Consider the following 25,381-nt stretch of genomic DNA (forward strand, 5'->3'; position numbering starts at 1 on the left):
GTCCGGAAACAAGATATTGTTCGTTATATGCAAACACTCAAATCGGATATACGCAACCGGATTCTGTCCGCCGCAAAAGAGCAATTTGTGCAGAGAGGATATTTGAAGACCTCTATGCGCGAAATAGCCGATGCTGTAGATGTAGGCGTAGGAAATCTCTATAACTATTTTGAGAATAAAGATGAGTTGTTTTGTGTGATACTTCGTCCTGTATCGGATGCTTTGGAGCGAATGCTGCAGGAACATCATGGAGCCAAAGGAGCAGATATCATGCTTATATGTTCCGAAGAGTATCTCAAGTCTGCTGTCGATGAATATATATCCTTGATAAACAAGCATGGTGAGCTGATGAAGATTCTATTGTTCCATTCACAAGGCTCTTCATTGGAAAAATTCAGGGAAGACTATACAAACCGTTCGACGGAGATTGTTAAAACATGGTTTGCCGAAATGAAAGAGAAGCATCCGGAAATCAATGTGGTGGTATCGGATTTTATGATCCATCTGCAAGCAGTCTGGATGTTCACCCTTTTTGAAGAAATGTTGAAGCATGCTATCGATAGCAAGGAAATGGAGTATATCGTGCATGAGTATATATTGTTTGAAATTCAAGGTTGGAGGGCTTTGCTGAGAGTATGAGCAATAGAAGACAAAAATATAAATCGCCGTTTACCGGATTAAAATTGAGAAGAGAATCTTTACGAAGGTTCTCTTCTTTTTTTGTGAACGATTTTGAATACCGTTCATTTTTCAGCGCTACTTTGACACTAACATCATAAAAGTATAGAATGAAACAAAAACATGAATTTGAAAACATCGTGGCGGAAACATTATTGATTCCGCTTTACATGAGAGCCAAGGAGAGCCGTCGGGAAAGTCCGATTCTATTGTATTTTTGTGAGGAACAGGTACGGACATTTCTACATAACATAACCATGCGCTTCGAAGGCGGCGAGTTGTGGTTCGATGTATGCGGAACGATGATGAGCCGACGTGGTGTGAAGCCCGATTCCTTGAGGGAACATAAGGCGCAGATACGTTCGGGGATAGATGACGGGCATATGGTGGAGTTGTGGGAACCCGGATTGCATTTGTTGGAGCAGGCCAATTATATGAAATTCTTCCGTTTCCGTTGGGGATTTTTTTTCGGGCAGATATTGGGCAGGATGACGAGGTTGTGCTACAAGTTCAGTTCCATGCTTGGGTATAAAATAGGATAAATAAATCGGTTGATCATGGTAAATAAGAAGAAAGAAGGGCTGTCCCGTCTGTTTGAGATTGCAGGACAGAAAAAAAGTCTGCTTCTGTTGGCAGGCTTGTTATCGGCTGGGAGTGCGGTGTGTATGCTCATACCTTATTGGGCGATCTACCGGATACTCTATGAATTGTTGAACCATAGCCGGGAGCTGTCGTCCATCAATGAGACCAATATGATTCGTTGGGGTTGGATAGCCTTTGGCGGGCTGATCGGCGGATTATTGTTGCTGTATGCTTCCCTGATGTCATCTCATGTGGCAGCATACCGTATTCTCTACGGACTGCGTATCCGGTTGACGGAACATATCGGGAGATTGCCGCTGGGTTATCTGAACGGGACATCGACGGGAGCCATCAAGAAGACGATGGAGCAGAATGTAGAAAAGATAGAGAACTTCATAGCCCACACAATTCCCGATTTGGTGAACGTTATGGCAACAGTAGTGGTGATGTTCCTCATTTTCTTTTCGCTCGATGGATGGCTGGCAGGTGTCTGTTTGGCAGTGATCGTACTAAGTATATTCTTGCAATTTTCCAATTTCATGGGAAAAAAGGCACGGGAATTTACACGCATCTATTACAACGCGCAAGAGCAGATGAGTGCTTCTGCCGTGCAATATGTGCGCGGAATGCCTGTGGTGAAAATCTTCGGACAGAGTGTCCGCTCATTCCGTCAGTTCAATGCCGAAATCGAAGCTTACAAAACCTATGCATTGAAAGTTTGCGACACTTACGAATCGGGTATGACATATTTTACCGTACTGTTCAATTCGATTGTCACCTTCATTCTCCCTGTCGGCATTTTACTAATGCAAAATGACTCCCGGAGTCTTACGCTGGCAGCTGTATGGCTTTTCTTTATCATACTCGGTCCGGGCGTGGCTTCACCCGTCTATAAGTTGATGTATCTGGGCAGCAGTACGCGGGAAATCAATGAAGGTGTATCGCGTATCGATCGTATTCTTGAAAATCAGCCGGTCCCGGAACCTGCTTGTCCGAAAATTCCTGCGACGTATGATATAGAGTTTCGTCATGTCTCGTTTTCCTATGAAAACAAGGAGCAGGCTACTCGTACCGAAGCGTTGCACGATCTCTGTTTCACGGCCCCTCAAGGTAAAATTACCGCTTTTGTCGGTCCGTCGGGAAGTGGTAAATCTACCGTCGCCAATCTGATTCCCCGGTTTTGGGATGTGGAGCAGGGAGAAATCCTTATCGGCAATGTGAATGTGAAGGATATTGCAACGGAGCAGTTAATGGATCTCGTTTCGTTCGTCTTTCAGGATACGTTCCTTTTTTACGATACACTCTATGAAAATATTGCCGTAGGTTCGTCCAAGGCAACGAGAGATACGGTCATTGCTGCCGCTCGTGCTGCGCAATGCCATGAGTTTATCGAGAAGTTGCCGAACGGATACGAAACACGCATCGGAGATAAAGGTGTTTTCCTTTCCGGTGGTGAAGCACAACGAGTCTGTGTGGCACGGGCTATTTTGAAGAATGCTCCTATACTTGTACTGGATGAAGCAACGGCTTTTGCCGATCCCGAGAACGAGTACAAGATGCAGCAGGCTTTGAAATCACTTATTAAGGATAAGACGGTCATCATCATAGCCCACCGCCTTTCTTCCATTGTATCGTCCGATCGGATCATCGTACTGAAAGATGGAAGGGCAGTACAATGCGGACGGCATGAAGAACTTTCCTCTCAAGAAGGGGTATATAAAAAGATGTGGAATGCTTATACGAGTGCGTTCCGCTGGCAATTGAATGTGAAATAAGAAAAAGAATAGAGAATGAGTGCAATAAGAAATATTACAATAGGCCGTACAGAAAGGCTTTATAAACCTGTAGGTTACACTATGCTTGCCAATTTGGTGAACATTGTTCCTTTTTGCCTTTCTATCGAGGCGATTCGTATTATATTCCGTGCTTTCAACGGAGGCGGGCAATCGCTCGATACCACTCGGTTGTGGTGTATATTTGGCTGTATGACAGGTTATATAGCTGTTATGGTACTGGCGGAAAGGGCTGCTTATCGTGCCAATTTCCGTGGTGCTTACGAAATGAGTGCATCGGGACGCATCTCTTTGGCAGAACATTTACGCAAACTTTCGTTAGGTTTTCTGGGTAAACGGGATCCGGGTGATTTATCATCCATGCTTATTACCGATTTTACAATGACGGAAACAGGCATCTCGCATTATTTGCCTCAACTGATGGGAGCATTGGTGATGCCTGTACTGGCTTTTGTTTCGCTTCTTTGGATCGATTGGCGTATGGCGGTCGCCATGTTCGTGGCTCTTCCGTTTGCGATGGGCATTCTGTGGTTGAGCACGAGCGTACAGCAGAGGTTGAGTGGCAGGCAGATCAAGGCAAAAGTCAATGCCGGAAACCGCCTGGAAGAGTACCTGCAAGGCATCCGGGTGATGAAAGCCTACAATCTGCTGGGGGATCGTTTTGTTTGGTTGCGCGATGCTTTTGCTGAATTACGTCGTGCCTGCATTCGATTGGAGGCTCTATTGGGACCTTTTGTTCTATTAACCATTACACTCGTGCGTGCAGGATTGACATTGATGGTGCTGTGCGGAACATACCTGCTTTTAGGTGGCGAGTTGTCGATTCTCACGTTTGTCATGTTCCTTGTTGTCGGTTCCCGTGTATTCGACCCGCTGACTTCCGCTCTTACCAATTTTACAGAGTTCCGTCATTTTTCCATTTCGGGAGGACGTATCCTTTCTCTTATGAACGAACCCGAAATGAAAGGGACAAAAGAAGTTCCGGAAGACGGTAATATCATCTTTGAAAACGTGTCGTTCGGCTATCAGGAGAAAGAAGTCTTACATGATATTTCTGTCATTTTATCGCGAAATTCACTGACAGCTCTTGTTGGTCCGTCAGGAAGTGGAAAGAGCACGGTAATGAAACTTTGTGCCCGTTTTTATGATCCGACAAAGGGGCGTATACTGTTTGGTGGAGTACCGGTGCGGGAGATTGAACCTGAAAAATTAATGAGTCGTATTTCGATGGTGTTCCAGGATATTTATTTATTTCAGGATAGCATACGCAACAACATTCGGTTTGGTAAAAGTGATGCCACAGATGAAGAGATTGTAGCAGCGGCAAAAAAAGCCTGCTGTCACGACTTTATCATGCACTTGCCACATGGTTATGATACAATGGTGGGAGAGGGAGGCTGTACGTTATCAGGTGGTGAAAAACAACGGCTTTCCATTGCGCGTGCCATGCTGAAAGACGCACAGATCGTTCTGCTGGACGAGGCAACCGCTTCGCTTGATCCCGAGAACGAGATAGAGATACAGAAAGCTATCGATAGGCTGATTAAAGGACGTATGGTTATCGTTATCGCCCATCGTCTCAAGACAATAATGGGGGCTGATCACATCATTGTCTTATCTGACGGAAGGGTGGAGGAACAAGGTACGCATTCGGAGTTGATACGGCAGAATGGTCTATATTGGAAACTTTGGAACATTCAAGAAAGTACATCGGGATGGACTTTATAATGGATTATTGGAACCCATAAGATGAAGTACGGACTTCACATCTGGACTGTGCCGGATGGATAAAAAGAGGTGCTCCTGTCCGAAGCAACGCAGTTCCTCAAAGAAACTGTATTTTATATTCCGTATTTTATAGGATTTATTGTATGGGTCCAAATAACGAACTAAACAGCCGAGCCGTATTGGAATTTATTTATAATTGTTTGAATATTAATGCTTTATTTTAGTATGTACTTTTTATCTCAGCCCAGATAGCAGGGGTGAGATAAAGAAGATATCATTTTCGACTGAATAATAAAGAAAAGTAAGATATTCTAAACGATGTGTTGAGTTAAGAGGCACACTTATTTTTTTTGTAAATCAGTACTTTATTTGCTGATGTACTTTTAAATCAATGGATGGAAGATAGAAATGTCTTGAAAGATCTGGATGCCTATAACCAGTTTGTATTTGAGAAACTGACTAAAGTTTACGGTATAGTTAAGATGCAGAGTCCGTTTGTTCTTAGTGAGATTAAACATACGGCGGTTTTGAACATAGACCGATGAGCTTATGCTCAGATGGGTAATGGACAGCTGCAATAAAGAAATTATGGAGGGAGTAGCGCCTTCCAATTTAGGAAAATCTTTTCATCTTCGTTAAAGGGCGGAAGTAAGATTTTAATAGAGTCATCCATCATGGATGTCTGATACTTTCTTTCTAGTTTTTTTATAACTTGTTTATTTATGCGGGCGACGGCATAGTTTTCATCAGGTTGTTCTCCAATAAATTTTCTGACTTCTACTTCCGGATGAAGCATACATAGCAAAAAGGCTGACCATTCGTAAGTATACCAATATCCGTTGATGTAATTTAAATAAATGCCATTTCTGTTATTTTGTTCCCGGCGTAATACAATCTCTATTTTTTCCATGTTTTGGGGTAGGAACTTCTTATTTTGCAATTTTTTCTCTGAACTCACTTGGAGTGATTCCAAGTTTTTTTTTACAATAAGTAGTGAAATGTGAGGGTGAAGCAAAATGAAAGGTTCTGGCTATTTCACTGATAGGTATATTGCGATTGGCTAATTGTCCTTTAATATGGCGTGTTTTCTGGTTAAGAATCCAATTGTAAGGAGTATCGTGAAAGCAGCTTTTGAATTTGCGATTGAAAGAACGCTCGGAACAATGATATAATTGTGCAAACTGTTTGATGTTTCGTATTTGCAGATAATTCTCCAATACGAAACTTTTAAAATTCAGGTCTCTCCCTGTGATGGGCATCAAGAAATGAGCCATATCTGTCCGATTGTAGAATGTACCGAATACCATGAATATCTCTTTCTGTTTCAGTTCATGCATATGACTACACTGAACTTTCTGTTTGAGGTAGAAGCAAATACTATCCAGCACATGACGCAACGGGGGACATATAGATAAAGAATAAAAACAACTTTTTTCAGGCTCAGGATGAATGGCAGACAATTCGATCGATGTTTTATTATGAAAATTGACCAGATTGTCGAAGAACAGTAGTATAAATTCTGTTTCTGTCATGCTTTTGCTTGCATTCGGATCGTTTTGGGGAAAGAGAACCATATGCCCTTCAGCAAGGTGCTGATTGTGAAACTCACTGCAAGATATCAGTATTTCTCCTTTTAAAAGGAATAAGATGCACGAGTGGTGATGGTTATCTATCTTAAAATCGCCTCCGGAGAAGAGTCTTTGATGAATAAAGCATATATTGTAATCAGATACATAATTGAGGCAAGTGGTGTGTCGTTCTATATGTAATAATTTCATAGTTAAACTATTTCTTGTTTAATAATTATACGAAAAACAAAAAAACAGAGCGGGAAGTTTTATATTAAAAAGACACAATGTTCTATAATCGTGCCATCTTTTCCCTTTTTGTTTTTTTATGGTTATATCTGCCTTTTGCTTTCATTTTTTTTATCTATTTTTGTCTTTTTCATAGATTATATACCCAAAGGGAATTAATATCATGATACAGACAATACAAGTACAAGGAACAGAAAAACGCTTATACCAACTTATTGCTCCGTTGGTGATGAATCCGGATGTTTTAAGTGCAAATAATAATTATCCTTTTAAAACGACAGAACAATACGTGTGGTTCATTGCTATTGATAAAAAATCAGTTGTCGGTTTTATGCCAGTAGAGCAGAGAAGGAGCGGATGTGTAATCAACAACTATTATGTTAGCGGTGACAACCGTGAAACACTCTCAGTGTTAATCTCCAGTGTTTTAAAAGCGGTCGGAAAAGAAGTACGTTTGTTTGCCGTTGTTATGACCGACCATCAGGCCGTGTTTGAAAAACATGGATTCATAATGGAGAAAGCATGGAAACGTTATGTAAAAATGCAAAAAGATGAATAATGACTAAAACTACAACTGTACCTAAAAATGTGTATGAACTGGCGCAAGAACGTTTGCGCATCGTCTTCAACGAGTTCGATAATGTATATCTTTCCTTTTCGGGAGGAAAAGATAGTGGAGTGCTGTTAAGTTTATGTATTGACTATATCCGTCGAAATAACCTGAAAATAAAACTCGGGGTTTTCCATATGGATTATGAGATACAATATAAGATGACGATTGACTATATAGCCCGTATGTTGGAAGACAATAAGGATATTCTTGAAGTATACCGGGTTTGTGTACCTTTCAGGGTAGCCACCTGTACTTCCATGTACCAGTCTTTTTGGCGTCCGTGGGAAGATAGTAAAAAAGACCTCTGGGTGCGTCCGTTACCAGAGAACGCCATGACTAAAGAAGACTTTCCTTTTTATAATACACAAATGTGGGATTATGAGTTCCAAATGCGTTTTGCCAGTTGGCTTCATGAGAAAAAGGATGCCGTGCGCACCTGCTGTCTGATCGGTATTCGTACGCAGGAGAGTTTCAACCGTTGGCGCTGTATTTACCTCAATCGCAAGTATCAGATGTATCATCGTTATCGGTGGACTTCGAAGGTAGGAAACGATATCTTTAATGCATATCCTATATACGACTGGAAAACTACGGATGTATGGACTGCTAACGGAAAGTTTAAGTGGGATTACAATAAACTATACGACTATTATTATTGGGCGGGAGTCAATCTGGAACGTCAGCGCGTTGCCAGCCCGTTCATAGGTGAGGCACAAGAGAGTTTGGCACTTTACCGAGCCATCGATCCGAATACGTGGGGGAAAATGATAGGCCGTGTCAATGGAGTGAATTTCACGAGTATGTACGGAGGAACCCATGCGATGGGATGGCAGTCCATTAAGCTTCCGGAAGGATATACCTGGCGGGAATTCATGTATTTTCTGCTTTCCACTTTGCCTGACCGTGCCCGGAACGGATACCTCCGGAAGTTACAGGTCAGTGTACAATTCTGGCGTAATAAGGGAGGGTGTCTGAGTGACGAAACTATTCGTAGGCTGAATGAAGCCAAGGTACCTATTATTGTAATGGACAACTCCAATTATAAAACAACCAAGAAGCCGGTTCGCATGGAATATCAGGATGATATTGATATTCCGGAGTTCAGGGAAATTCCCACCTACAAGCGTATGTGCATCTGTATTCTGAAAAATGATCATGCTTGCAAGTATATGGGATTCTCTCCGACAAAAGAGGAAATGAGTAAACGAAATCAAGTAATTGAACAATATAAAAATATATTGCAATGAGTATAAAGAAAAGTCCGGTATATAATGTAATAGCAGTTCCCGTAGAAAAAGTACAGGCCAACGATTACAATCCGAATGTGGTAGCTCCTCCGGAGATGAGACTTCTTGAACTTTCTATTTGGGAAGACGGTTTCACGATGCCCTGCGTCTGCTATTATGATAAAGAGAAGGATGTTTATATCCTCGTCGACGGTTTTCATCGTTATTCTGTGCTGAAGACTTCGAAACGTATCTTTCAGAGAGAAAACGGAATGTTGCCTGTTGTGGTGATCGAAAAAGATCTTTCGAACCGCATGAGTTCCACTATCCGTCATAATCGTGCCCGGGGTACGCATAATATAGAATTGATGTGTCACATCGTTGCCGAACTTGATAAGGCAGGCATGTCCGATCAATGGATAATGAAGAATATCGGTATGGATCGGGACGAGTTGTTACGCTTAAAGCAAATATCGGGTTTGGCTGATCTGTTTGCCAACCGTGATTTCAGTATTCCCGAAGAAGACCAGCCGGGAAATGTAGATAAGAAACCTGCTCGTTAGGTTTGCCTTCCAGGTGTAGATTTTATAAATGCATATACTATCATCAGTGGATATATGCGGTATAGAATCTATGCCTGTTTTTTTGCCTCTTCTGTTTGTCCGAATCGCAACATTCCGTTGTCTTATTTGCGGAAAATGAAACGACACTTGGTTTTCTCCTTCTTTTTTTATATTTAGCAACTTCACTTCACTGAAGCCTCATTATTAGAAGTTTTATCAATCTTTTTTCTTCTATAAGAGAAATAGATACAATTTCCGGAATGATACAATTCCGCGATATTTGTCATGTTCATTTTGAGCAAGTTTTAGTCACTATGTATAATAGAAGAAACGAGTATGAAAAAGCTAATTCTGTTTGGCATCGTAATATTGATTTCAGTAGTCGTAAGTGCACAGCACGTCGCTCTGAAAAATAATCTCCTGTACGATGCTACCGTCACACCTAATCTGGCATTGGAGATAGGATTGGGGAAGAAGACCACACTTGACCTGTATGGCGGCTATAATCCGTTTACGTTCGGAAATCACAAGCGTTTCAAGCATTGGCTGGCACAGCCGGAATTTCGCTACTGGACCTGTGAGCGTTTCAATGGAACCTTCTGGGGGGTACATCTACATGGAGGTGAGTTTAGCGTAGCCGGTATCCGTTTACCTTTCAAAATATTCCCTTCGCTTAAAGATCATCGCTATGAAGGATACTTCTATGGAGGAGGTGTCAGTGTGGGACATCAATGGCTGCTGAGTAAACATTGGAGCTTGGAGGCCTCGGTCGGAGTGGGATATGCTCATTGGGTATACGATAAGTATCGTTGTGTGAATTGCAGTCCTAAAATAAAGAGTGGGCATAAAAACTATGTCGGTCCTACCAAAGCGGCTGTTTCATTGGTCTACTTTATTCGCTAAGTTGAATTTGATAAGAAATGAAAGATATGAAAAGGTTTTATTTTCTGATATTGGGCATCGTCCTCTGCGGCATGGTTACGCAGGCGCAAAATTCATACGAAGGTCATATCGGCTTCGGACAACACCATGTGGTCCGGAAAGGAGGGGAGTTGAACGTGGAGGTATCCCTTGATTTAGGGGCTGTAAAGCTGGCTGCACAGCAAATGATTGTGCTTACACCGGTCTTGCGATCTACAGAAGGAGAAGAACAACAGCAATTAGCTCCGGTAGTGATAGCCGGATCCCGTCGCTATCGGGTGCTGAAACGATCTTTAGCTTTCGGCACTGACAATTTTGAAATGTCTCCTATGCTTGTCGAGAAACGAAAGAGTGGTACTCCCCAGACTGTGAATCTCCACTTCGGATTACCCTATCATGAATGGATGCGCCGGGCAGAGCTGATTTTCCGTGAAGAGGTGACCGGTTGTGCCGATTGTCCTGTCAGTCAGGGTGACCATACCGTTATAACATCGGTATTCGACGAACAATTTACACCTCGTTATGAGCTGAGTTATGTGACTCCGCCGGTAGAACCGTTGAAGCAGCGTAGCGAGACACATACAGCCTATCTGAATTTTGAGGTGGACAAATATGTATTGCTGCGCAATTATAAGAATAATGCCAACGTGCTTGCTGATGTCGACCGGATTGTCAATGAGATACAAAACGATTCCAACCTGACCGTAACGGAATTTCGGGTGACAGGCTATGCGTCTCCTGAAGGTAACTATAGTCGCAACATGAAGTTGTCCGAAAACCGTGCACTGGCACTTGTCGGTTATCTGCAGAATCACGGAGGAGTTGACGAATCTCTGCTGACAGTCGATTGGAAAGGAGAAGACTGGTCCGGCCTGCGTCGTGAAGTTGCGGCTTCGAGTCTGATTGATAAGGGAGCTATACTTGCCGTTATCGACGGACATACGGATTTCGCCATACGAAAAAATCGGTTGCGGGCGCTGAATGGAGGAACTACCTACCGGATGTTACTGAGGGACTATTATCCGCCTTTACGTCGTAATGAATATACCATTTCTTATGTGGCGCGTGCTTTCAATGTAGACGAGGCGAAGCAACTGATTAAAACCAAACCTCAGTATCTCAGTCTAAATGAAATGTTTCTCGTGGCGAATACTTACCCCAAGGACAGCGGTGAATTTAAAGAGGTGTTTGACATTGCTACCCGCATTTATCCCAATGACCCTGTAGCGCGGCTCAACACTGCGGCACTTGAACTGGAGAATGGCGCCATAGATGCTGCCATAGTCCGACTTCAGAAGTCGGATATGCCTGAAGCATGGAATAATTTAGGAATCGCATACATCTTGAAACAAGATTATAAGAAAGGAGGAGAGTATCTGGAAAAAGCGATTGATGCCGGCATTCAAGCGGCAGCATATAATATGGGGCAATTAGCAGCTTGGCTAAAGACCCAGGAGTGACTTATAAATGTATTTTTTTAATTAAACAATTGTAGAACTATGAAAGTAGAATGGAAAAAACTAATGTTCGGCCTCGCAATCGGAGCCGGAATGATGATGATGGCATCTTGTAGCGATGAAGAGAATTTTGACCCTGGTGGAAGTACCGGTAAGGAAACTCCGGAACCGACCGAGAAAGGATTTCTTTCCATGCGCCTGTCTACCGGTTCGTTGGCCGGTACCCGGGTGGCAGTCGACCCGACAACTTCGGGACGTACTGAAGAGCAAGTCGTGAATCATGTACGCATGGTGCTGTATGAAACCAAGAATAATACCGTGCGTTACTCTTGGGACCTGAATGTATCTACTGACGGAATGAATGAATTTACCGGAGGAGATGTAGTGAGAGGAGAAGATGTGCCATCGGCTACGCCGACCGTGAGTCGTTTTGTTACAGTAGGTCGTGAAGTGGTGAAACAGGATTATGAGTTATTGATATTGATCAATCCTCCCGGTGAATTGCTGGAGATTACCGAGCAGGGAAATCCCAAAAGTTATTTATCGCGTGCGGCCAACATGACAAAAGAGTCGTTGATACAACCTTATGGTATTGCCGCCGATAATAACTTTTATATGACTAATCATCAGGACCTTATTTTTGTTCCTGAGGTGGAGTTGAAGGATAATCAACGTATGGCCGAAGAAAATCCGGTAAGGGTCGAAGTGGAACGTGCGGTAGCTAAAGTTGTTGTCAGCGGAGTGCCTGAGGTAGTACCGCACGGTGATCGGATTGACAATCTGAAATGGGGACTGGATGTGACCAATATGTATACCTACTGGATGCGTAAGATGACTTTTATAGCTAACTCGGGTGGTGTTCCGAATGAAATGGAACAACTCAATGCCGGATACCGCGAGGAACGTTATGCCGAAGATCCTAACTTTAGGAGATTCAGTTCCTGGAATGGAGGAAACCCTGTCGGACAGTTTGAATATTTGTCAGGAACTCCGGAGTTGAGCAAAAATTTTGATGACTATGATTATACGCTGGAAAATACGATGGACGCTGCCGACCAGCGGCATGACGTAACTACCCGTGTAGTGATTAGCGGAACTTACACGCCGAATGGCTTCGGATCGGTTGCGACTCGTAACGGAGGGGGCATCAGTTTCTACTATTTCAAAGGCAATGCTATCAGAGTGGAAGCCATGCGGGATATGGTAAATGACAGGGGGCAGATTCCTCAGGAATTACGTGATGCAGGTTTGGAGCAGGCTATAGAGAACGTACTGGCCTGGAACCCGAATGCATTTAATTCACCTACGGCTTCTTTTTCGGAGGGTGGCATTAATTTCTACTATCAGGGAGTGTGCTATTATACGGTTCTGATTCGTCATTTCTCCAATAACATGGTACCTGTATTGATGGGATACGGACGCTATGGCGTGGTACGGAATAATGTATATCAGCTTAGTATCAATAAGATTATCGGTCCGGGACAGCCGGTGATCAATCCTCCCGGAACAGATCCGGATGACGAAGACACTTCCTGGATCTCGGCTGACGTCAACATTATGCGGTGGTATATCCGTAATCAGAATGTAGAGGAACTTTTATAAATTCTTTCTTATAAACTAAACTGAAGTAACTATGAACAGATTTATCGGATACATACAGGTTGCATGTTGCTGCCTTCTGCTATGTGCTTCCTGCGTCAGAGACGGGATGGATGAAGATTGCAACTCTTATGTCCGCTTTGTATACGACTACAACCTGGAATACATAGACTTGTTTCATAAGCAGGCAACCAAGATGAACCTGTATGTATTCGATGAAAAAGGTGTATTTGTGACAGAATTGAAAGAAGAATCCGGTGCTTTTGCACCGGATTACCTGATGACTTTACCCGGAGCCATGGCAGGCAGAAGATATATTTTTGTGGCTTGGTCGGGGTTGTATGACGAGTCGTATGACAAAGTTACCCTGACTCCCGGGGTATCTACGTTGGAAGATCTGGAGGTCAGTGTCAACAATCTGAAAACCCGGATTGGAGGAGGGGTGGTCGACAGAGAACTCCATTTACTGTGGCATGGCAAACAGACGGAGGTATCTCCACAGTATAATAATGATATCACCACTGTCTCTTTGCTGAAGAATACGAAGAAATTCCGTATCATCATGCAGATGCTCGACGACAGCAGTATTCACGTGGATGATTATGATTTTCGAATTATTTCGCCCAATGGGAGGTACAACCATGAAAATGGGCTTTTGGGAGACGAAACGGACGAGAAAGTAGAATATACTGCTTATCATACCGAAGACGATCCTGAGACCGGAGCTATAGCCGAACTGAATACGTTGCGTCTGATGACTGATACCGAAAACAGATTGGTTATCACGTATAAGTCATCGGGTAATGTGATTCTTGACATCCCCTTGAATAAATATCTTAATGCGCTGAGGCTTCAGCAATATGCTGATATACCCTTGCAGGAATATCTGGACCGTGCCGATAAACACGGTATTATTCTATTCTTTAAAGGTATGGATGGCAACGGAAATTATATAAGTGTGGATGTACAGATCAACGGTTGGCTGATCCGGAAGCAAGAGGTCGATGGAGTTTAAGTATCAGGGTGTAGCTATCCGTTCCGGATGGCTACACCCTAATGCCGATATGGCTACACCCTTTCTTCTGTAGGGTGTAGCCATATTTTTATACAGGTATTGGTCGGTCGGGGGGTTACAGGGTGTCGATGAAACTCTTCTGCTGTTCCAGGAAAGTAATTCTTTGGGACTCTCCGCTTTCTGAAATCAGTGTGGAGTGTCTTTTCAATGATTGTATCCAATCTTTTTGTATGCCACAAATTCGTGGGCTTTGAGAGTCCATTGAGTTAATAGAATATACCCGGAGGAGACTGATTTGGAAATCTTTCTTTTCTATATAGCTGTAGGTTGCCTCAAAATCGATATTGGATAAGTAAATGGCTACTTTGTTTCCGTTACTGAATTCACCTTTTGCGGATATCTGTTCCAATTCATGCAGCAACAGCTCCAGTTCGTTTTTTAAATGTATCAGGTCTGTTTCCGAAATCAGATTGAGGCCGGCAAAATACTTCATCTCTTTCACAAACGAGTAGAATACGCTGCTGTCCCATATAAAACAGGTCTTCCTGCACGCTTTGACAGCTTCGCTCAACAGTTTATGGGCATGAATCGCTTTCTCTGGTATTTGCATTCCCGATAAGCTGTTTGGGGTACGTATTTTCCCATTTTGATAAATCCATCTGCACAGGCGAAACTTTGATAAGTATTCGTACGAAGAATAGAGGGTGAAAGGAATTACGTTCGAAGCGGTATATATCTTCGTGCTGATATCATCTTTTACGTAGTTGAATATGCGCAGATAGCGTTCTATAATCTCATAATAACTTTCCAGAGGATCGGGTGAGTGAAGCAGGTTCAAATCGAAAGTCACACGGTTCGACTGGTGATTTCCAATAATCTGATCAATTGATATTCCCAGTTTGCATGAAATCATGGCAACTTCGTCAAAGGTAAAGGCCACTTCGCCCCGTAATCTTCGGTATACAGCCTCTTTTCCCATACATAAGGTATCTGTCAGGTAGTTGGCCAGATTTATTCCACGAGGAATCCGTTCTTTCATTGCTGCAATGAGTTCATTAACGATATAATTTTTCATAACTGCCGTTTGGGTTATTGATTAATAATATTGCGAGAATCACAATGGTTTGTGACATATGCAAATATAGAGTAAGTAGACCGAACTTTTGTATGGTATATCATGTGTAGAAAAAAGAGGGATTTTCTGATTGGAGAATTATTGTCGGAGGGATGGCTGGAGAATGAAAAAAAACAGATGGCATTGCCATCTGTTTCCGATAATTGTCACTGTTCTCCTACATTGTTTCGTTTTTCGTTTTTAATAAAGTTATAAGGTATTTATTATTTCACGCTGTTCATTAAAGAAACGTATACGTTGCATCTCTCCGCTTTCGGATATTTGAGTTGAGAATTTTTTGAGTGATTGTACCCACTCTTTCAGGCTGCGGAACATGCCGTCATCCTGCGTTGTAATGGCATTGATAGAGTATATGCGTATCATACTGATATGGCTGTTGCTGGTTGCCACATAGCTATAGGTGGCATCGAACTTGATATTTGAGATATAGATACGTACATCGTTACCGGTTTCATACTTACCTTTTCCGGCCAACTCTTCCAATTCATCCGTCAGAAGCAATAAATCGTCTTTTATCAACTCTTTGTCTTCTTCCGAAACCAGGTGGATTTCCGAAAAGAACTGTATATCTCTCACTACATGTTCGAATACGGTATTGTCCCAGATATAATCAGTCGTCTTCATCTGCTGCGTCATATTGACAAAGTCTTTCTGGATGTTATATATTTTGTGGGGAATCTCCAGTTCATCAAAATGCTTGCATTTGATATTTTCATTCTGGTACATCCATTTAAACAGACGAAACTTTGAAAGTACATCATGTTTGAGATATAATGCTTGAGGCAATATGTTTGAAGAGGTTGCCATTTCTGTAGTGGGATCTTCCCGGATGTTATCGAATGCATCGATATATTTCGTGAGAATATCGTGATAGGTTTCGAATGTATTGGTATGGTGTACGACGTTCAGGTCGAATACCGCATTGTTGCTGAAACTCACACCGATCATCTTGTCGAGCGATATTCCCAATTTTCTCGAGATGACGGCTGCTTCTGCCAAAGTAAACGGTACTTCTCCCCGCAGTCGGCGATAGATGGCCTCCTTACCTATATATAAAATGTCCATGAGAGTGTTTGCCAAGTTGGTTCCGGTCGGAATCTTTTCTTTTGCGGATTCTATTAAGCCTATATTTAATTCGTTTGTTATCATAATTTTCAGTTTGTACTGTTTCTCTGTTTAACACTTTTATCCCCCGGCTTGTTTCGCAATTCGCAACTATTTTTTATTTTGATGCCCTTACTTGCAAAAAGAGGAAGTCTGCCACGATCAATCTACATATAGAGAAAGGGTCGGAGGGACAGAAACATTCTGTCGGTCACAAATATCCTCCAATCCCGATGTAGTTTTGTGACATAAGCCGGAAAGCTTGTTTTTTATGTCAACCCCCTAAAGTGATTATGATGGATTTAGAAAAGGTATTAATTAGAGAGATAAACAATGATAGTCGTATTTTTCTGTATAAAGAGGGAGATTGCTGGAGTGCACACGATAATTCCGCAAGGCATCTCTGCTTTTTATATTCGCGGTTCATGCGTATGATCGCATTTATCAGTCGTATGAGATTGTATTAAAGTGCGTTATGCTGAGCAATGCTATGATTGAGAAGTTTATCGAACATAGATTGGTGAAAATGGGTAAAGAGGATGAAATTGAAATCTGCATTCCAAAAGAAAAAAGAGCAGAATTTCAAAGCTGGCGTAGTATGTCCGGGTTATAAAAGAATTTTTAGATTTGGTTTCTTTTTACTAAAAATATATGTTCGAAAAACTTGCATATTTTAATCAAATCGTCTACATTTGTCCGGATATAGATGAGAAAAGGACGTGTATTGAACCTTTGTCATTATAAAATAATTACATGAAAAGAATCTTAGTTAGCGGAGGTGCGGGCTTTATTGGTTCGCATCTTTGTACTCGGCTAATCAACGAGGGACACGACGTTATTTGTCTGGATAATTTTTTTACCGGATCAAAAGAAAATATTATCCATTTGATGGATAATCACCATTTCGAAGTGGTACGTCATGATATAACATTTCCATATAGTGCTGAAGTAGACGAAATATACAACCTTGCCTGCCCGGCTTCTCCCATACATTATCAGTACGATGCGATTCAAACCATTAAAACATCCGTAATGGGAGCTATCAATATGTTAGGTTTGGCCCGTAGGCTCAACGCTAAAATACTGCAAGCTTCAACCAGTGAGGTTTACGGAGATCCGGAGGTTCATCCGCAACCTGAATCTTATTGGGGAAATGTCAATCCGATTGGCATCCGTTCTTGTTATGATGAAGGGAAACGTTGTTCTGAAACTCTCTTTATGGATTATCATCGGCAGAATAACGTACGCATTAAAATTGTCCGTATTTTCAATACATACGGTCCTCGGATGTTGCCGAACGACGGGAGAGTGGTTTCTAATTTTCTTATCCAGGCACTGAAGAACGACGATATTACTATCTATGGGACAGGTGAGCAAACCCGTAGTTTCCAGTATATTGATGATTTGGTCGAGGGTATGATCCGGATGATGAATACGGGTGATGATTTTATCGGACCGGTAAATCTTGGCAATCCGAATGAATTTTCCATGCTTCAGTTAGCGGAGAAGATCATCCGGAAGACCGGATCAAAGTCGAAGATTACTTTTAAGCCCCTGCCGCACGACGATCCCCAACAACGTAAACCTGATATCAGACTGGCACAGGAGAAATTGGGTTGGCAACCGACTATTTTGCTGGATGAAGGTTTGGATCGTATGATTGACTATTTCAAGATGAAGTATAAGTTATAATAAAATAAGAACTCAAGATTAAAGCTACATAAAGATGAATATGGAAATTAATCCCTCGGAATATAAAATTCTCATTGTAGACGATGTTATGTCCAATGTCCTTTTATTGAAGGTATTGCTGACCAATGAGAAGTTTAACATAGTGACAGCTAGCAATGGGAATCAGGCATTGGACCAAGTAAAGAAAGAGAATCCCGACCTGATATTGCTGGATGTGATGATGCCGGATATGAGTGGTTTTGAAGTTTCTCAAAAGTTGAAGGCGGATCCCGAAGCGGCCCATATTCCGATCATCTTTTTGACCGCACTGAATAGTACCGCCGATATAGTCAAAGGATTTCAGGTAGGCGGCAACGACTTTATCTCTAAACCTTTTAATAAAGAAGAACTGATTATTCGGGTCAGTCATCAGATTTCTTTAGTAGCGGCCAAACGTATTATTGAAGCCAAAACGGAGGAACTTAAAAAGACTATTATCGGGCGTGATAAGCTTTATTCTGTGATTGCCCATGACCTCCGTTCGCCTATGGGATCTATTAAGATGGTGCTTAATATGCTGATTCTTAGTTTGCCCAAAGAAAAAATCGGTGAAGATATGTATGAGTTGCTGACTATGGCCAATCAGACTACCGAAGATGTGTTTTCGTTGTTAGATAACTTGCTGAAATGGACAAAAAGCCAGATAGGTAAGCTTAAAGTCGTATATCAGGATATCGACATGGTGGAAGTTGTAGAAGGAGTCGGAGAAATCTTCGCAATGGTTGCCGGCCTGAAGAATATTCGTTTGCGAATTGAATCGCCGGAATGTCAGGCGGTACACGCCGATATTGATATGATAAAGACGGTAATACGCAATTTAATAAGCAATGCCATTAAATTCAGTAATGAAGGTTCCGAAGTTCTTATAAAAGTTGAAGAGTCGGATGGAATGTCGGTAGTTAGTGTTAAAGATAGCGGATGTGGTATTGACGAAGAAAGCCAGAAAAAACTGTTGCATACCGATACACATTTCAGTACATTCGGTACTAATAATGAAGAAGGTTCGGGACTCGGGTTACTTTTGTGCCAGGATTTTGTTGTGAAAAATGGAGGAAAGTTGTGGTTTACTTCTGTTAAAGATGAAGGTTCAACTTTCTATTTCTCGATTCCACTGAAAAAATAAGGATTCGATAGCGATAGAAGAATCGTCTCGAATATAGATTATTCTAATAAAAATGGAGATGTACTCTCATTCACCACAGAGTAAACCTTATCTGTGATATCTGTGATGTCTTAACATAATAAGTAAACCCCGAAAGTTTTTTGTCCAACTTTCGGGGTTTACTTCATTTCGACACAGCTCTATTTTTTCTATTGCCAGATTCCGGCGTTATCTTTGGGATTATATGGATAGGGGGATTATCGTTTGCACATTGCTTTAAAATCGCAATATTCACATTTTTTTGTATCCTCAGTTTGAGTGAATTCCTCTTTGTCATCGTATATCTCTTCAAGTAATTTCAGGAGACGCTCACGGAATTCATCTTCATAAACCGAAAAATCATCGACTGGCAGTTTAGGCTTGCGGGCTTCTCCTATTTCAATTACAGGAGAGTAACTATCGGAAGCTGCCCGATGAATATAGAGTAGTGAGGGAGCTACTTTTAGTGCCTGTTGCCGTGTCATGATGGCAGCGTATAGGAAAGTTTGGAAGATATAGTTGGGACGTCCTTCGGCAGGTGTGAATAATTGTTCTATATTTGCCGGTACTTTGGGGCTACCTCCGGTCTTATAGTCCACAATTCGGAGTGTACCTTCTTTGCTATCCATGCGGTCGATGGTACCTCCGATTTTTAGTGATAACTTTCCCACAGGCCCTTCTATCTGGATATCCTCCACTACTTCCTGTTCCATACCCATCATTCGGAAAGGGGCGTATTGCAGGTCATTACGCAGCAGTTGGCGGAGATACGAAGTGATAACCTTTGAGTTTATTAGTTGGATTCCGTTATACTCGGGCTTCTCGTCGATAGGAACATGAAAAAATATTTCTTTAAAAGCTATATCAACGTAGTTTTGAAGACGGATATTATCGCGTAATAGGCGTTCAAGATCTTCTTTATGAATATCTCGTTTGTTGGCTGTCAGATCTAAATAAACCAATTGAGCAGAACGGTGGAAGATGGTTCCGAACAGGGCGGAGTCAATTTCAGCACTGACTTCATCTGGAGCTTTAAGGCGTGCCACATAACGGAAATAAAACTTCAGCCGACAATCAAGATAGGTGTTCAATGCTGAAGGCGAAAGTGTTAGGGCATCCGGGTTGCGTGAGAAGTCATAAGTCCGGTATAAACGGTCAATGATTTCCGGAGTTTTTGTAATGCGAATTTCCTTGCTGTTTTGTGGCGATTGTCCGGATTCGAGATATTCACGGCTGATTTCATGTGGCCATTCAATCAGAAACTGTAACATGAAGCGCGACCATTCTCCTCTGTTTAACCCATCTGAAGAGGTGTTATACATTAAGGTTATATTTTCTGCACGTTGAATCAGGCGATAGAAATAATAGGCATAAACTGCATTCTTATGTTCGATAGTAGTCATGCCGAAAGCTTTGCGTAAATTATAGGGGATGAATGATGACTCACCTCCCGATTTGGGCAATTGACCTTCATTAAGCGATAGAAGGAGCAAGTTACGGAAGTCGAGGTTACGTGTTTCCAATACTCCCATGATCTGCATTCCTATAGCCGGTTCGCCATGAAAAGGAATGTTGGCTGCATTCAGTATTTTATTTAATAAACGTTTCAGAGTTTCTATGCGTACCTGCAATTCGTTGTTGTCAACCAGATTGAGCAACCTGTTGACTAATGTGAAACTTTTGAAGAGAGATTCACGATACAGCTGATTGAAAATGTCATCGCTTTCCTGTTCCTGACGATATAAAACAGATACTTCTTTCAGCAGTTCCGTGATGTAGACACAGAGTTCCCGGATGCCATTGCGGGGCGTAAACAATATGTCCAGAAATTTGTCTTTCTTTAATTCGGATGGAAAAGGATAAAAACGGTTGGTTTTTGTAAGTTCCCGTTGCAGCGGTTCAGCCTTATCTGAGAGGCGGCGGGTATACGGATGTTTCAATACCGTCTGTACAGCGTCATAGATATATCGTCCCGAATCTGTCTGGTATCCGCTGGTTTGCAGTTCGAGTATGGCGTTGATAAAACTATATACCGGAGTCTGCGCTAACGGAAATCCCATGGTGATATTGACATTTTTTACTTTCTCCGGTATGGAGTGCAAAACAGGGAGAAGTAAGGCTTCATTGCACAGTACAACGGCATTTTCTTTTTCTTCGTTACTCAGATTCTCATGTATCCATTGAGGCAGATAACGAGCTTGTGCGTTCTCGGTAGGGGAAGAGATAAAACGAACTTTTTTGGGCTTTATCAATTCATTGAACAATTCGGCAGGAAGCTCATTGGGGAAGAGCTTGAGATTGCGGTTGATAAATTCTCCGGCCTCATGGCGTTGTTTTTGCCGGGAAGGAAGCTGAGTGTAAAATACGTCATAATCCCAATAAAAAAGAGCTTTACCCGCATTCTGCAATTGTTGGAAGAAGTGGGTTTCCACCTTGTTCAGTACGTTGAAGCCGACAAATACATAGCAGTCATATTTCAATGAAGCCGGTTCAAGTTGTTCAATAACGTTTCGGTAGAGCATACCTTCGTAGGCAAATCCTAATTCTTCCAGCTTTTTATGATATCGGCGATAAATATCACCCAATTTATCCCAAAGAGAAATAAACTTTTCTTTTAACAGTGTTCTCTTTTCGATAGAAAAATTTTGGAAAAATTGCTGGATAGCCTGTTCTTGCTCTTGGTCGAGAAATTCATAATCATCCATGACATTCTTTAAGTCCTGCAGATTAGTAAATAATTTATCTGCATTAACCAGATTTTTGTCTACATCATCAAAATCACTGATTAATAACTCACCCCAGAAGTAGAAGTCGTCCAGTGATTCGTCACTATTTGTTTCTTCACGGAATATTTTATAAAGCTCGCATACTAACCGAATCGGATCTCCTAATTTTAATACCGATAAATGCTGAAATAATTCGCTGATACTTAAATATGCCGGTGACCAAAGAGGCTGATCGGACTGATTTGCTAAATGTTCATTAAAGAATAGACTGGCACGCTTGTTAGGGAATATGATAGCTGTGCGTGACAGATCATTTCCTATTTTAGAGTAAAGGTCCTGCGCGACCAATTGGAGAAATGTTTTCATACTTTTTCGATTGTTTCTTCTTCTACATACCACAAATAACCTGTGATGTTTTTGTATCCCATTCGGGAGAGGAGCTGCATGTATCCTTTTACCTGTTTGTTGTATTTTTTGTTTGCTTTACCAAATTTGAAGTCTACCACAACTACTTGCTCGTTTTTCATCATTACACGATCAGGGCGACGGGTTTGTAATACACCTTTGTCTTTGTAAATGATTGCGCACTCGTTGAACAATCTCCATTCACCGGAGTACCACTCTTGTACTTCAGGCAGGGAGAAGGCCTTTACGGTCAGAGAACGTATTCGTTCTTCCGCTTCTTTGCTGCCGATAATTCCTTCGAATATCAAGCGCTGAATGGCCGGTTCTATGTCATCTCTGGTCTCGATGGCAGAAAATAAAGTATGCAACAATTGTCCGTGGTTTATGAAGCGGTCATCGGATTCTTCTTCAGAAAGCCCCTTGATAAAATCTGCGGATCGGTTGGACTGTCGGAATTCTATATCCGGATGCATAGATTCCATATTGACCGGAAGTTTCTCCGGTTTGCGAGTCAGTTTGTTACCTGAATCGATTTTTTTCTCACTTTCGGATGGGCAAAGGTCACCTAATTCATATACCTGTTCTTCATCCCATTCCTTATCTAATCTGTTGGCAGCCTGTGGTAGTGCTCCGGTTAGCAATTCGGCCATTGTATTTCTTTGTCCTTTCCGACTCCAGATAATCAAATTTTTGCCGGCACGTGTAAATGCTACGTAAAGCAGATTCAGATTGTCTACCCATAGTTGCAGGCGTTCGTGTAAATAATCTGTGCGGTATACTGATTCTGCCATGGCGGAAGAGTAATTTACCGGCACAATATCCAACTCGTTGAAAGGGGCTTCTTGAGGTACGCACCAGACGAGTTGGTTGTTTGTTTCATTTTCCAGTTTCCAGTCGCAGAAGGGTAGGAGTACCGTATGAAATTCCAGTCCTTTGGATTTATGTATTGAAAAGATACGTATACCCTCCACTTCGCCACTCGGAATTGTTTTCCCGGATAACGTCTCGTTCCAATATCGTATAAAGCTGTCCGGATCAGAAGAGTGGCTTTGCAGATAATCAGTTACTGCATCAAAGAAAGCAAATAGGTAAGCGTCCTGTTGTTCAATACGGTGCAGTTCAAATAAACTGAAAAGTTCCTCTAATAGTTCATACAGAGGCATCAACCGTAGTTCTGCCATTCGTTCCAGAAAAGCCGGTGGAAATAATTTTTCGGCTTTATGGAGGAGCAGCGAATTGAGATCATACTCCGAATGAAGTATTTGTAATTGGTAATTAGTGGCCAACTGTGCTTTCACGATCCGATTCTCCGGATCGGAAAGATAGCGCAAGGCATCCAACATCATACAGATGGCGAGCGAGGCATCCAGACGGAAGGCTTCGTCAGACACGATCTTATAATTTAGTTGTTTATCGAAGTAATCGGCAATACGCGGAATACTTTTATTCTTTCTTACGAGAATAGCTATATCGTTCAGTTTAACGCCGGATTGTAACAGATGTTCTACTTCCATTCCCAGGCTGATAAGGGTTTGTTCTGTATAATCGTGTTCTTCGTCCGGTTCGAGAAACTCTACCTTAACGTATCCTTGTTGTTTGTTTCGGGGGGATTCCTGTTCCACGTCGGCATATGCATTGATCAGAGGCTCACAAATGCTTCCCAACTGCTTATTATACATTTCGTTGAGATAGTCCACAGCCGCGGAGAATATACTATTGTTGAATCGTATGATATTGGTTTCACTTCGGCGGTTGGTTTTTAACGTTTCTGTACGGATAGAAAAATATCCAAGTTGCTTGTTCAATCCGTTCAGAATTCCCCAATCGCCGTTTCGCCAACGATAAATAGATTGCTTGACATCACCTACAATCAAGCTGTCGGCTCCTTGAGACAATCCTTCAAGTAGCAGGAGTTTAAAATTATCCCATTGCATTCGACTGGTGTCTTGAAATTCGTCTATCATCACATTGCAGATGTTAGTTCCGATTTTTTCGAAAACAAAAGAGGAATCACCGTCTTTCACTAATTGGTGGAGCAAAGCGTTGGTATCCGAAAGGAGGAAACGATTGTTTTCACGATTCAGTTGACGTACTTCTTCATCAATATTGGCTAAAAGCCGGACTTTGTTCAGGTGCTGTGTCGACAGTCGGCAGCTGTTCACTATTCGATTGTTGCGTGAGCGATATTGTTCGGCATTTTGTAGAAGCGGCATTAAGATGGAAGAAGTCAACAATATAATATCCGTATATTGTTTTGATGTTTTTGCAGCCCAATTAGTCTCGTCATCGAGGCATTTGATTACAGTAGCATTGACTATCTCGTCTCCCAGTATACCGTTTTTTAGTTTATTGAAATAACTTCCTATTCCTTTGGCTCCGTTCTTTAAATCAGTTGGTTTCAGTGATTGACTGGAAAGTACATTTTCAAACTGTTGAGCGAACTCTTTCATCTGTTCAAGAGCGGCTGTTTCCATCTCTTTTAATGTCTTACGATAATTATGGATTACATTCGGGTCACGGAGGCGTCGGCGGAGACCATCACCTTTCTCAATGTATCCTTCATCAAAAATATTCCGTCCGAAATTTTTGATCTCATCCGAAACATTCCAGCGTTTATCGTCAGCGATACGTTCATCTATATAATCGAGCAGCCATACCAGTACAGGTGAATTGGGTCCCAACTTTTCAATCATACTGTCCACAGCATCGCTCAATACTTCTACGTTGTTCAGTTCGATATTCAGATTGGGACTCAATTCAAGTTCACGAGCCAGATTACGCATGACCGATTGAAAAAAAGAATCAATGGTTTCGACACGGAACCGACTGTAGTCATGAAGCATATAACCCAAAGCTATGCCTGCCGTTGTTCGTATCTCGTCTTCCGAATGTCCTGTCTCGGCAATTATGCGTTTTAGATAGGCATCCGAATCCGGATCGCCTATCTGTATTCCATATAATTGACTAAGAATACGCTCCTTCATTTCAGCAGTAGCTTTATTAGTAAAGGTTACTGCTAAAATCTGGCGATAGGCGCGCGGATTCCGGATTAGTAACTTGATATATTCAACAGCCAGGGTGAAGGTTTTTCCGGACCCGGCGGAGGCTTTATAGACAATGAGTTCGCTCATTCACAGTTTGTATTGG

General features: G+C 41.9%; 19 protein-coding genes and 2 pseudogenes. 15 read left to right on the forward strand and 6 right to left on the reverse strand.

The features are described from left to right. Positions 1-27: 27 nt before the first annotated feature. From FDF36_RS01325 to FDF36_RS01345, 5 genes and pseudogenes are all read left to right on the forward strand, one after another. On the forward strand, positions 28-639 hold the full coding sequence (locus FDF36_RS01325) for a TetR/AcrR family transcriptional regulator (protein WP_220390033.1): 612 nt from the start codon (positions 28-30) through the stop codon (positions 637-639). Between the two features lie 149 nt (positions 640-788). Then, positions 789-1,220: a hypothetical protein gene (locus tag FDF36_RS01330; RefSeq protein ID WP_220390034.1), complete on the forward strand. Its 432-nt coding sequence runs from the start codon at positions 789-791 to the stop codon at positions 1,218-1,220. A gap of 15 nt (positions 1,221-1,235) precedes the next feature. Beyond that, positions 1,236-3,035, forward strand: coding sequence for an ABC transporter ATP-binding protein (locus FDF36_RS01335; protein ID WP_220390035.1), 1,800 nt, complete (start codon positions 1,236-1,238; stop codon positions 3,033-3,035). Positions 3,036-3,050: 15 nt separating this feature from the next. Next, positions 3,051-4,781: an ABC transporter ATP-binding protein gene (locus tag FDF36_RS01340; protein WP_220390036.1), complete on the forward strand. Its 1,731-nt coding sequence runs from the start codon at positions 3,051-3,053 to the stop codon at positions 4,779-4,781. A 410-nt stretch (positions 4,782-5,191) separates the two neighbouring features. After that, positions 5,192-5,326: pseudogene (locus FDF36_RS01345) on the forward strand (AsnC family transcriptional regulator); the annotation flags it as partial. A 41-nt stretch (positions 5,327-5,367) separates the two neighbouring features. On the opposite strand, the gene FDF36_RS01350 reads toward FDF36_RS01345, so the two are convergent. After that, positions 5,368-5,691, reverse strand: a complete 324-nt coding sequence (locus tag FDF36_RS01350; protein WP_220390037.1) for a hypothetical protein — start codon at positions 5,689-5,691, stop codon at positions 5,368-5,370. 19 nt (positions 5,692-5,710) lie between these two features. Continuing rightward, positions 5,711-6,559 carry a helix-turn-helix transcriptional regulator gene (locus tag FDF36_RS01355; RefSeq protein WP_220390038.1) on the reverse strand — a complete coding sequence of 283 codons (849 nt, stop codon included), beginning with the start codon at positions 6,557-6,559 and terminating at the stop codon, positions 5,711-5,713. Between the two features lie 202 nt (positions 6,560-6,761). Between FDF36_RS01355 and FDF36_RS01360 the strand changes: the two genes are divergently transcribed. The 7 genes from FDF36_RS01360 to FDF36_RS01390 all read left to right on the forward strand — a co-directional run bounded on the left by FDF36_RS01360 (position 6,762) and on the right by FDF36_RS01390 (position 13,992). Then, positions 6,762-7,157, forward strand: coding sequence for a hypothetical protein (locus tag FDF36_RS01360; RefSeq protein WP_220390039.1), 396 nt, complete (start codon positions 6,762-6,764; stop codon positions 7,155-7,157). Continuing rightward, the gene (locus FDF36_RS01365) at positions 7,157-8,458 is read left to right on the forward strand and encodes a DUF3440 domain-containing protein (protein ID WP_220390040.1); all 1,302 of its coding nucleotides are present in this window, start codon (positions 7,157-7,159) and stop codon (positions 8,456-8,458) included. The genes FDF36_RS01360 and FDF36_RS01365 overlap by 1 nt, the downstream gene beginning before the upstream one ends. Next, positions 8,455-9,000, forward strand: a complete 546-nt coding sequence (locus FDF36_RS01370; RefSeq protein WP_220390041.1) for an IbrB-like domain-containing protein — start codon at positions 8,455-8,457, stop codon at positions 8,998-9,000. Before FDF36_RS01365 ends, FDF36_RS01370 begins: the two co-directional genes overlap by 4 nt. 336 nt (positions 9,001-9,336) lie before the next feature. Continuing rightward, positions 9,337-9,903, forward strand: a complete 567-nt coding sequence (locus tag FDF36_RS01375; protein ID WP_220390042.1) for a DUF3575 domain-containing protein — start codon at positions 9,337-9,339, stop codon at positions 9,901-9,903. Positions 9,904-9,929: 26 nt separating this feature from the next. Further along, positions 9,930-11,381, forward strand: coding sequence for a DUF3868 domain-containing protein (locus tag FDF36_RS01380; protein WP_220390043.1), 1,452 nt, complete (start codon positions 9,930-9,932; stop codon positions 11,379-11,381). Positions 11,382-11,420: 39 nt separating this feature from the next. Continuing rightward, positions 11,421-12,980, forward strand: coding sequence for an Mfa1 family fimbria major subunit (locus tag FDF36_RS01385; RefSeq protein WP_220390044.1), 1,560 nt, complete (start codon positions 11,421-11,423; stop codon positions 12,978-12,980). Between the two features lie 31 nt (positions 12,981-13,011). Further along, positions 13,012-13,992: a FimB/Mfa2 family fimbrial subunit gene (locus tag FDF36_RS01390; protein ID WP_220390045.1), complete on the forward strand. Its 981-nt coding sequence runs from the start codon at positions 13,012-13,014 to the stop codon at positions 13,990-13,992. A gap of 115 nt (positions 13,993-14,107) precedes the next feature. Here FDF36_RS01390 and FDF36_RS01395 read toward each other — a convergent pair whose 3' ends face one another. Further along, positions 14,108-15,067 carry a hypothetical protein gene (locus FDF36_RS01395; protein ID WP_220390046.1) on the reverse strand — a complete coding sequence of 320 codons (960 nt, stop codon included), beginning with the start codon at positions 15,065-15,067 and terminating at the stop codon, positions 14,108-14,110. A gap of 249 nt (positions 15,068-15,316) precedes the next feature. Then, complete coding sequence (locus FDF36_RS01400) at positions 15,317-16,276, reverse strand: hypothetical protein (protein ID WP_220390047.1); 960 nt, start codon at positions 16,274-16,276, stop codon at positions 15,317-15,319. A gap of 251 nt (positions 16,277-16,527) precedes the next feature. On the opposite strand from FDF36_RS01400, the pseudogene FDF36_RS21435 reads away from it, so the two are divergent. The 3 genes and pseudogenes from FDF36_RS21435 (at position 16,528) to FDF36_RS01410 (ending at position 19,085) form a co-directional block, all read left to right on the forward strand. Next, positions 16,528-16,844 (forward strand): annotated as a pseudogene (locus FDF36_RS21435) (hypothetical protein). Between the two features lie 140 nt (positions 16,845-16,984). Beyond that, positions 16,985-17,923 carry a UDP-glucuronic acid decarboxylase family protein gene (locus tag FDF36_RS01405; protein WP_220390048.1) on the forward strand — a complete coding sequence of 313 codons (939 nt, stop codon included), beginning with the start codon at positions 16,985-16,987 and terminating at the stop codon, positions 17,921-17,923. 34 nt (positions 17,924-17,957) lie between these two features. Beyond that, positions 17,958-19,085: an ATP-binding response regulator gene (locus FDF36_RS01410; RefSeq protein ID WP_005787406.1), complete on the forward strand. Its 1,128-nt coding sequence runs from the start codon at positions 17,958-17,960 to the stop codon at positions 19,083-19,085. Positions 19,086-19,321: 236 nt separating this feature from the next. On the opposite strand, the gene FDF36_RS01415 is transcribed toward FDF36_RS01410, so the two are convergent. Together FDF36_RS01415 and FDF36_RS01420 are read right to left on the reverse strand one after the other, a co-directional pair. Further along, complete coding sequence (locus tag FDF36_RS01415; protein ID WP_220390049.1) at positions 19,322-22,195, reverse strand: PD-(D/E)XK nuclease family protein; 2,874 nt, start codon at positions 22,193-22,195, stop codon at positions 19,322-19,324. After that, positions 22,192-25,365, reverse strand: a complete 3,174-nt coding sequence (locus FDF36_RS01420; protein WP_220390050.1) for a UvrD-helicase domain-containing protein — start codon at positions 25,363-25,365, stop codon at positions 22,192-22,194. Before FDF36_RS01420 ends, FDF36_RS01415 begins: the two co-directional genes overlap by 4 nt. Positions 25,366-25,381 lie beyond the last annotated feature (16 nt).

It is taken from the genome of Bacteroides fragilis (genome assembly GCF_019583405.1).
Classification (GTDB): Bacteria; Bacteroidota; Bacteroidia; order Bacteroidales; family Bacteroidaceae; genus Bacteroides; species Bacteroides fragilis_B.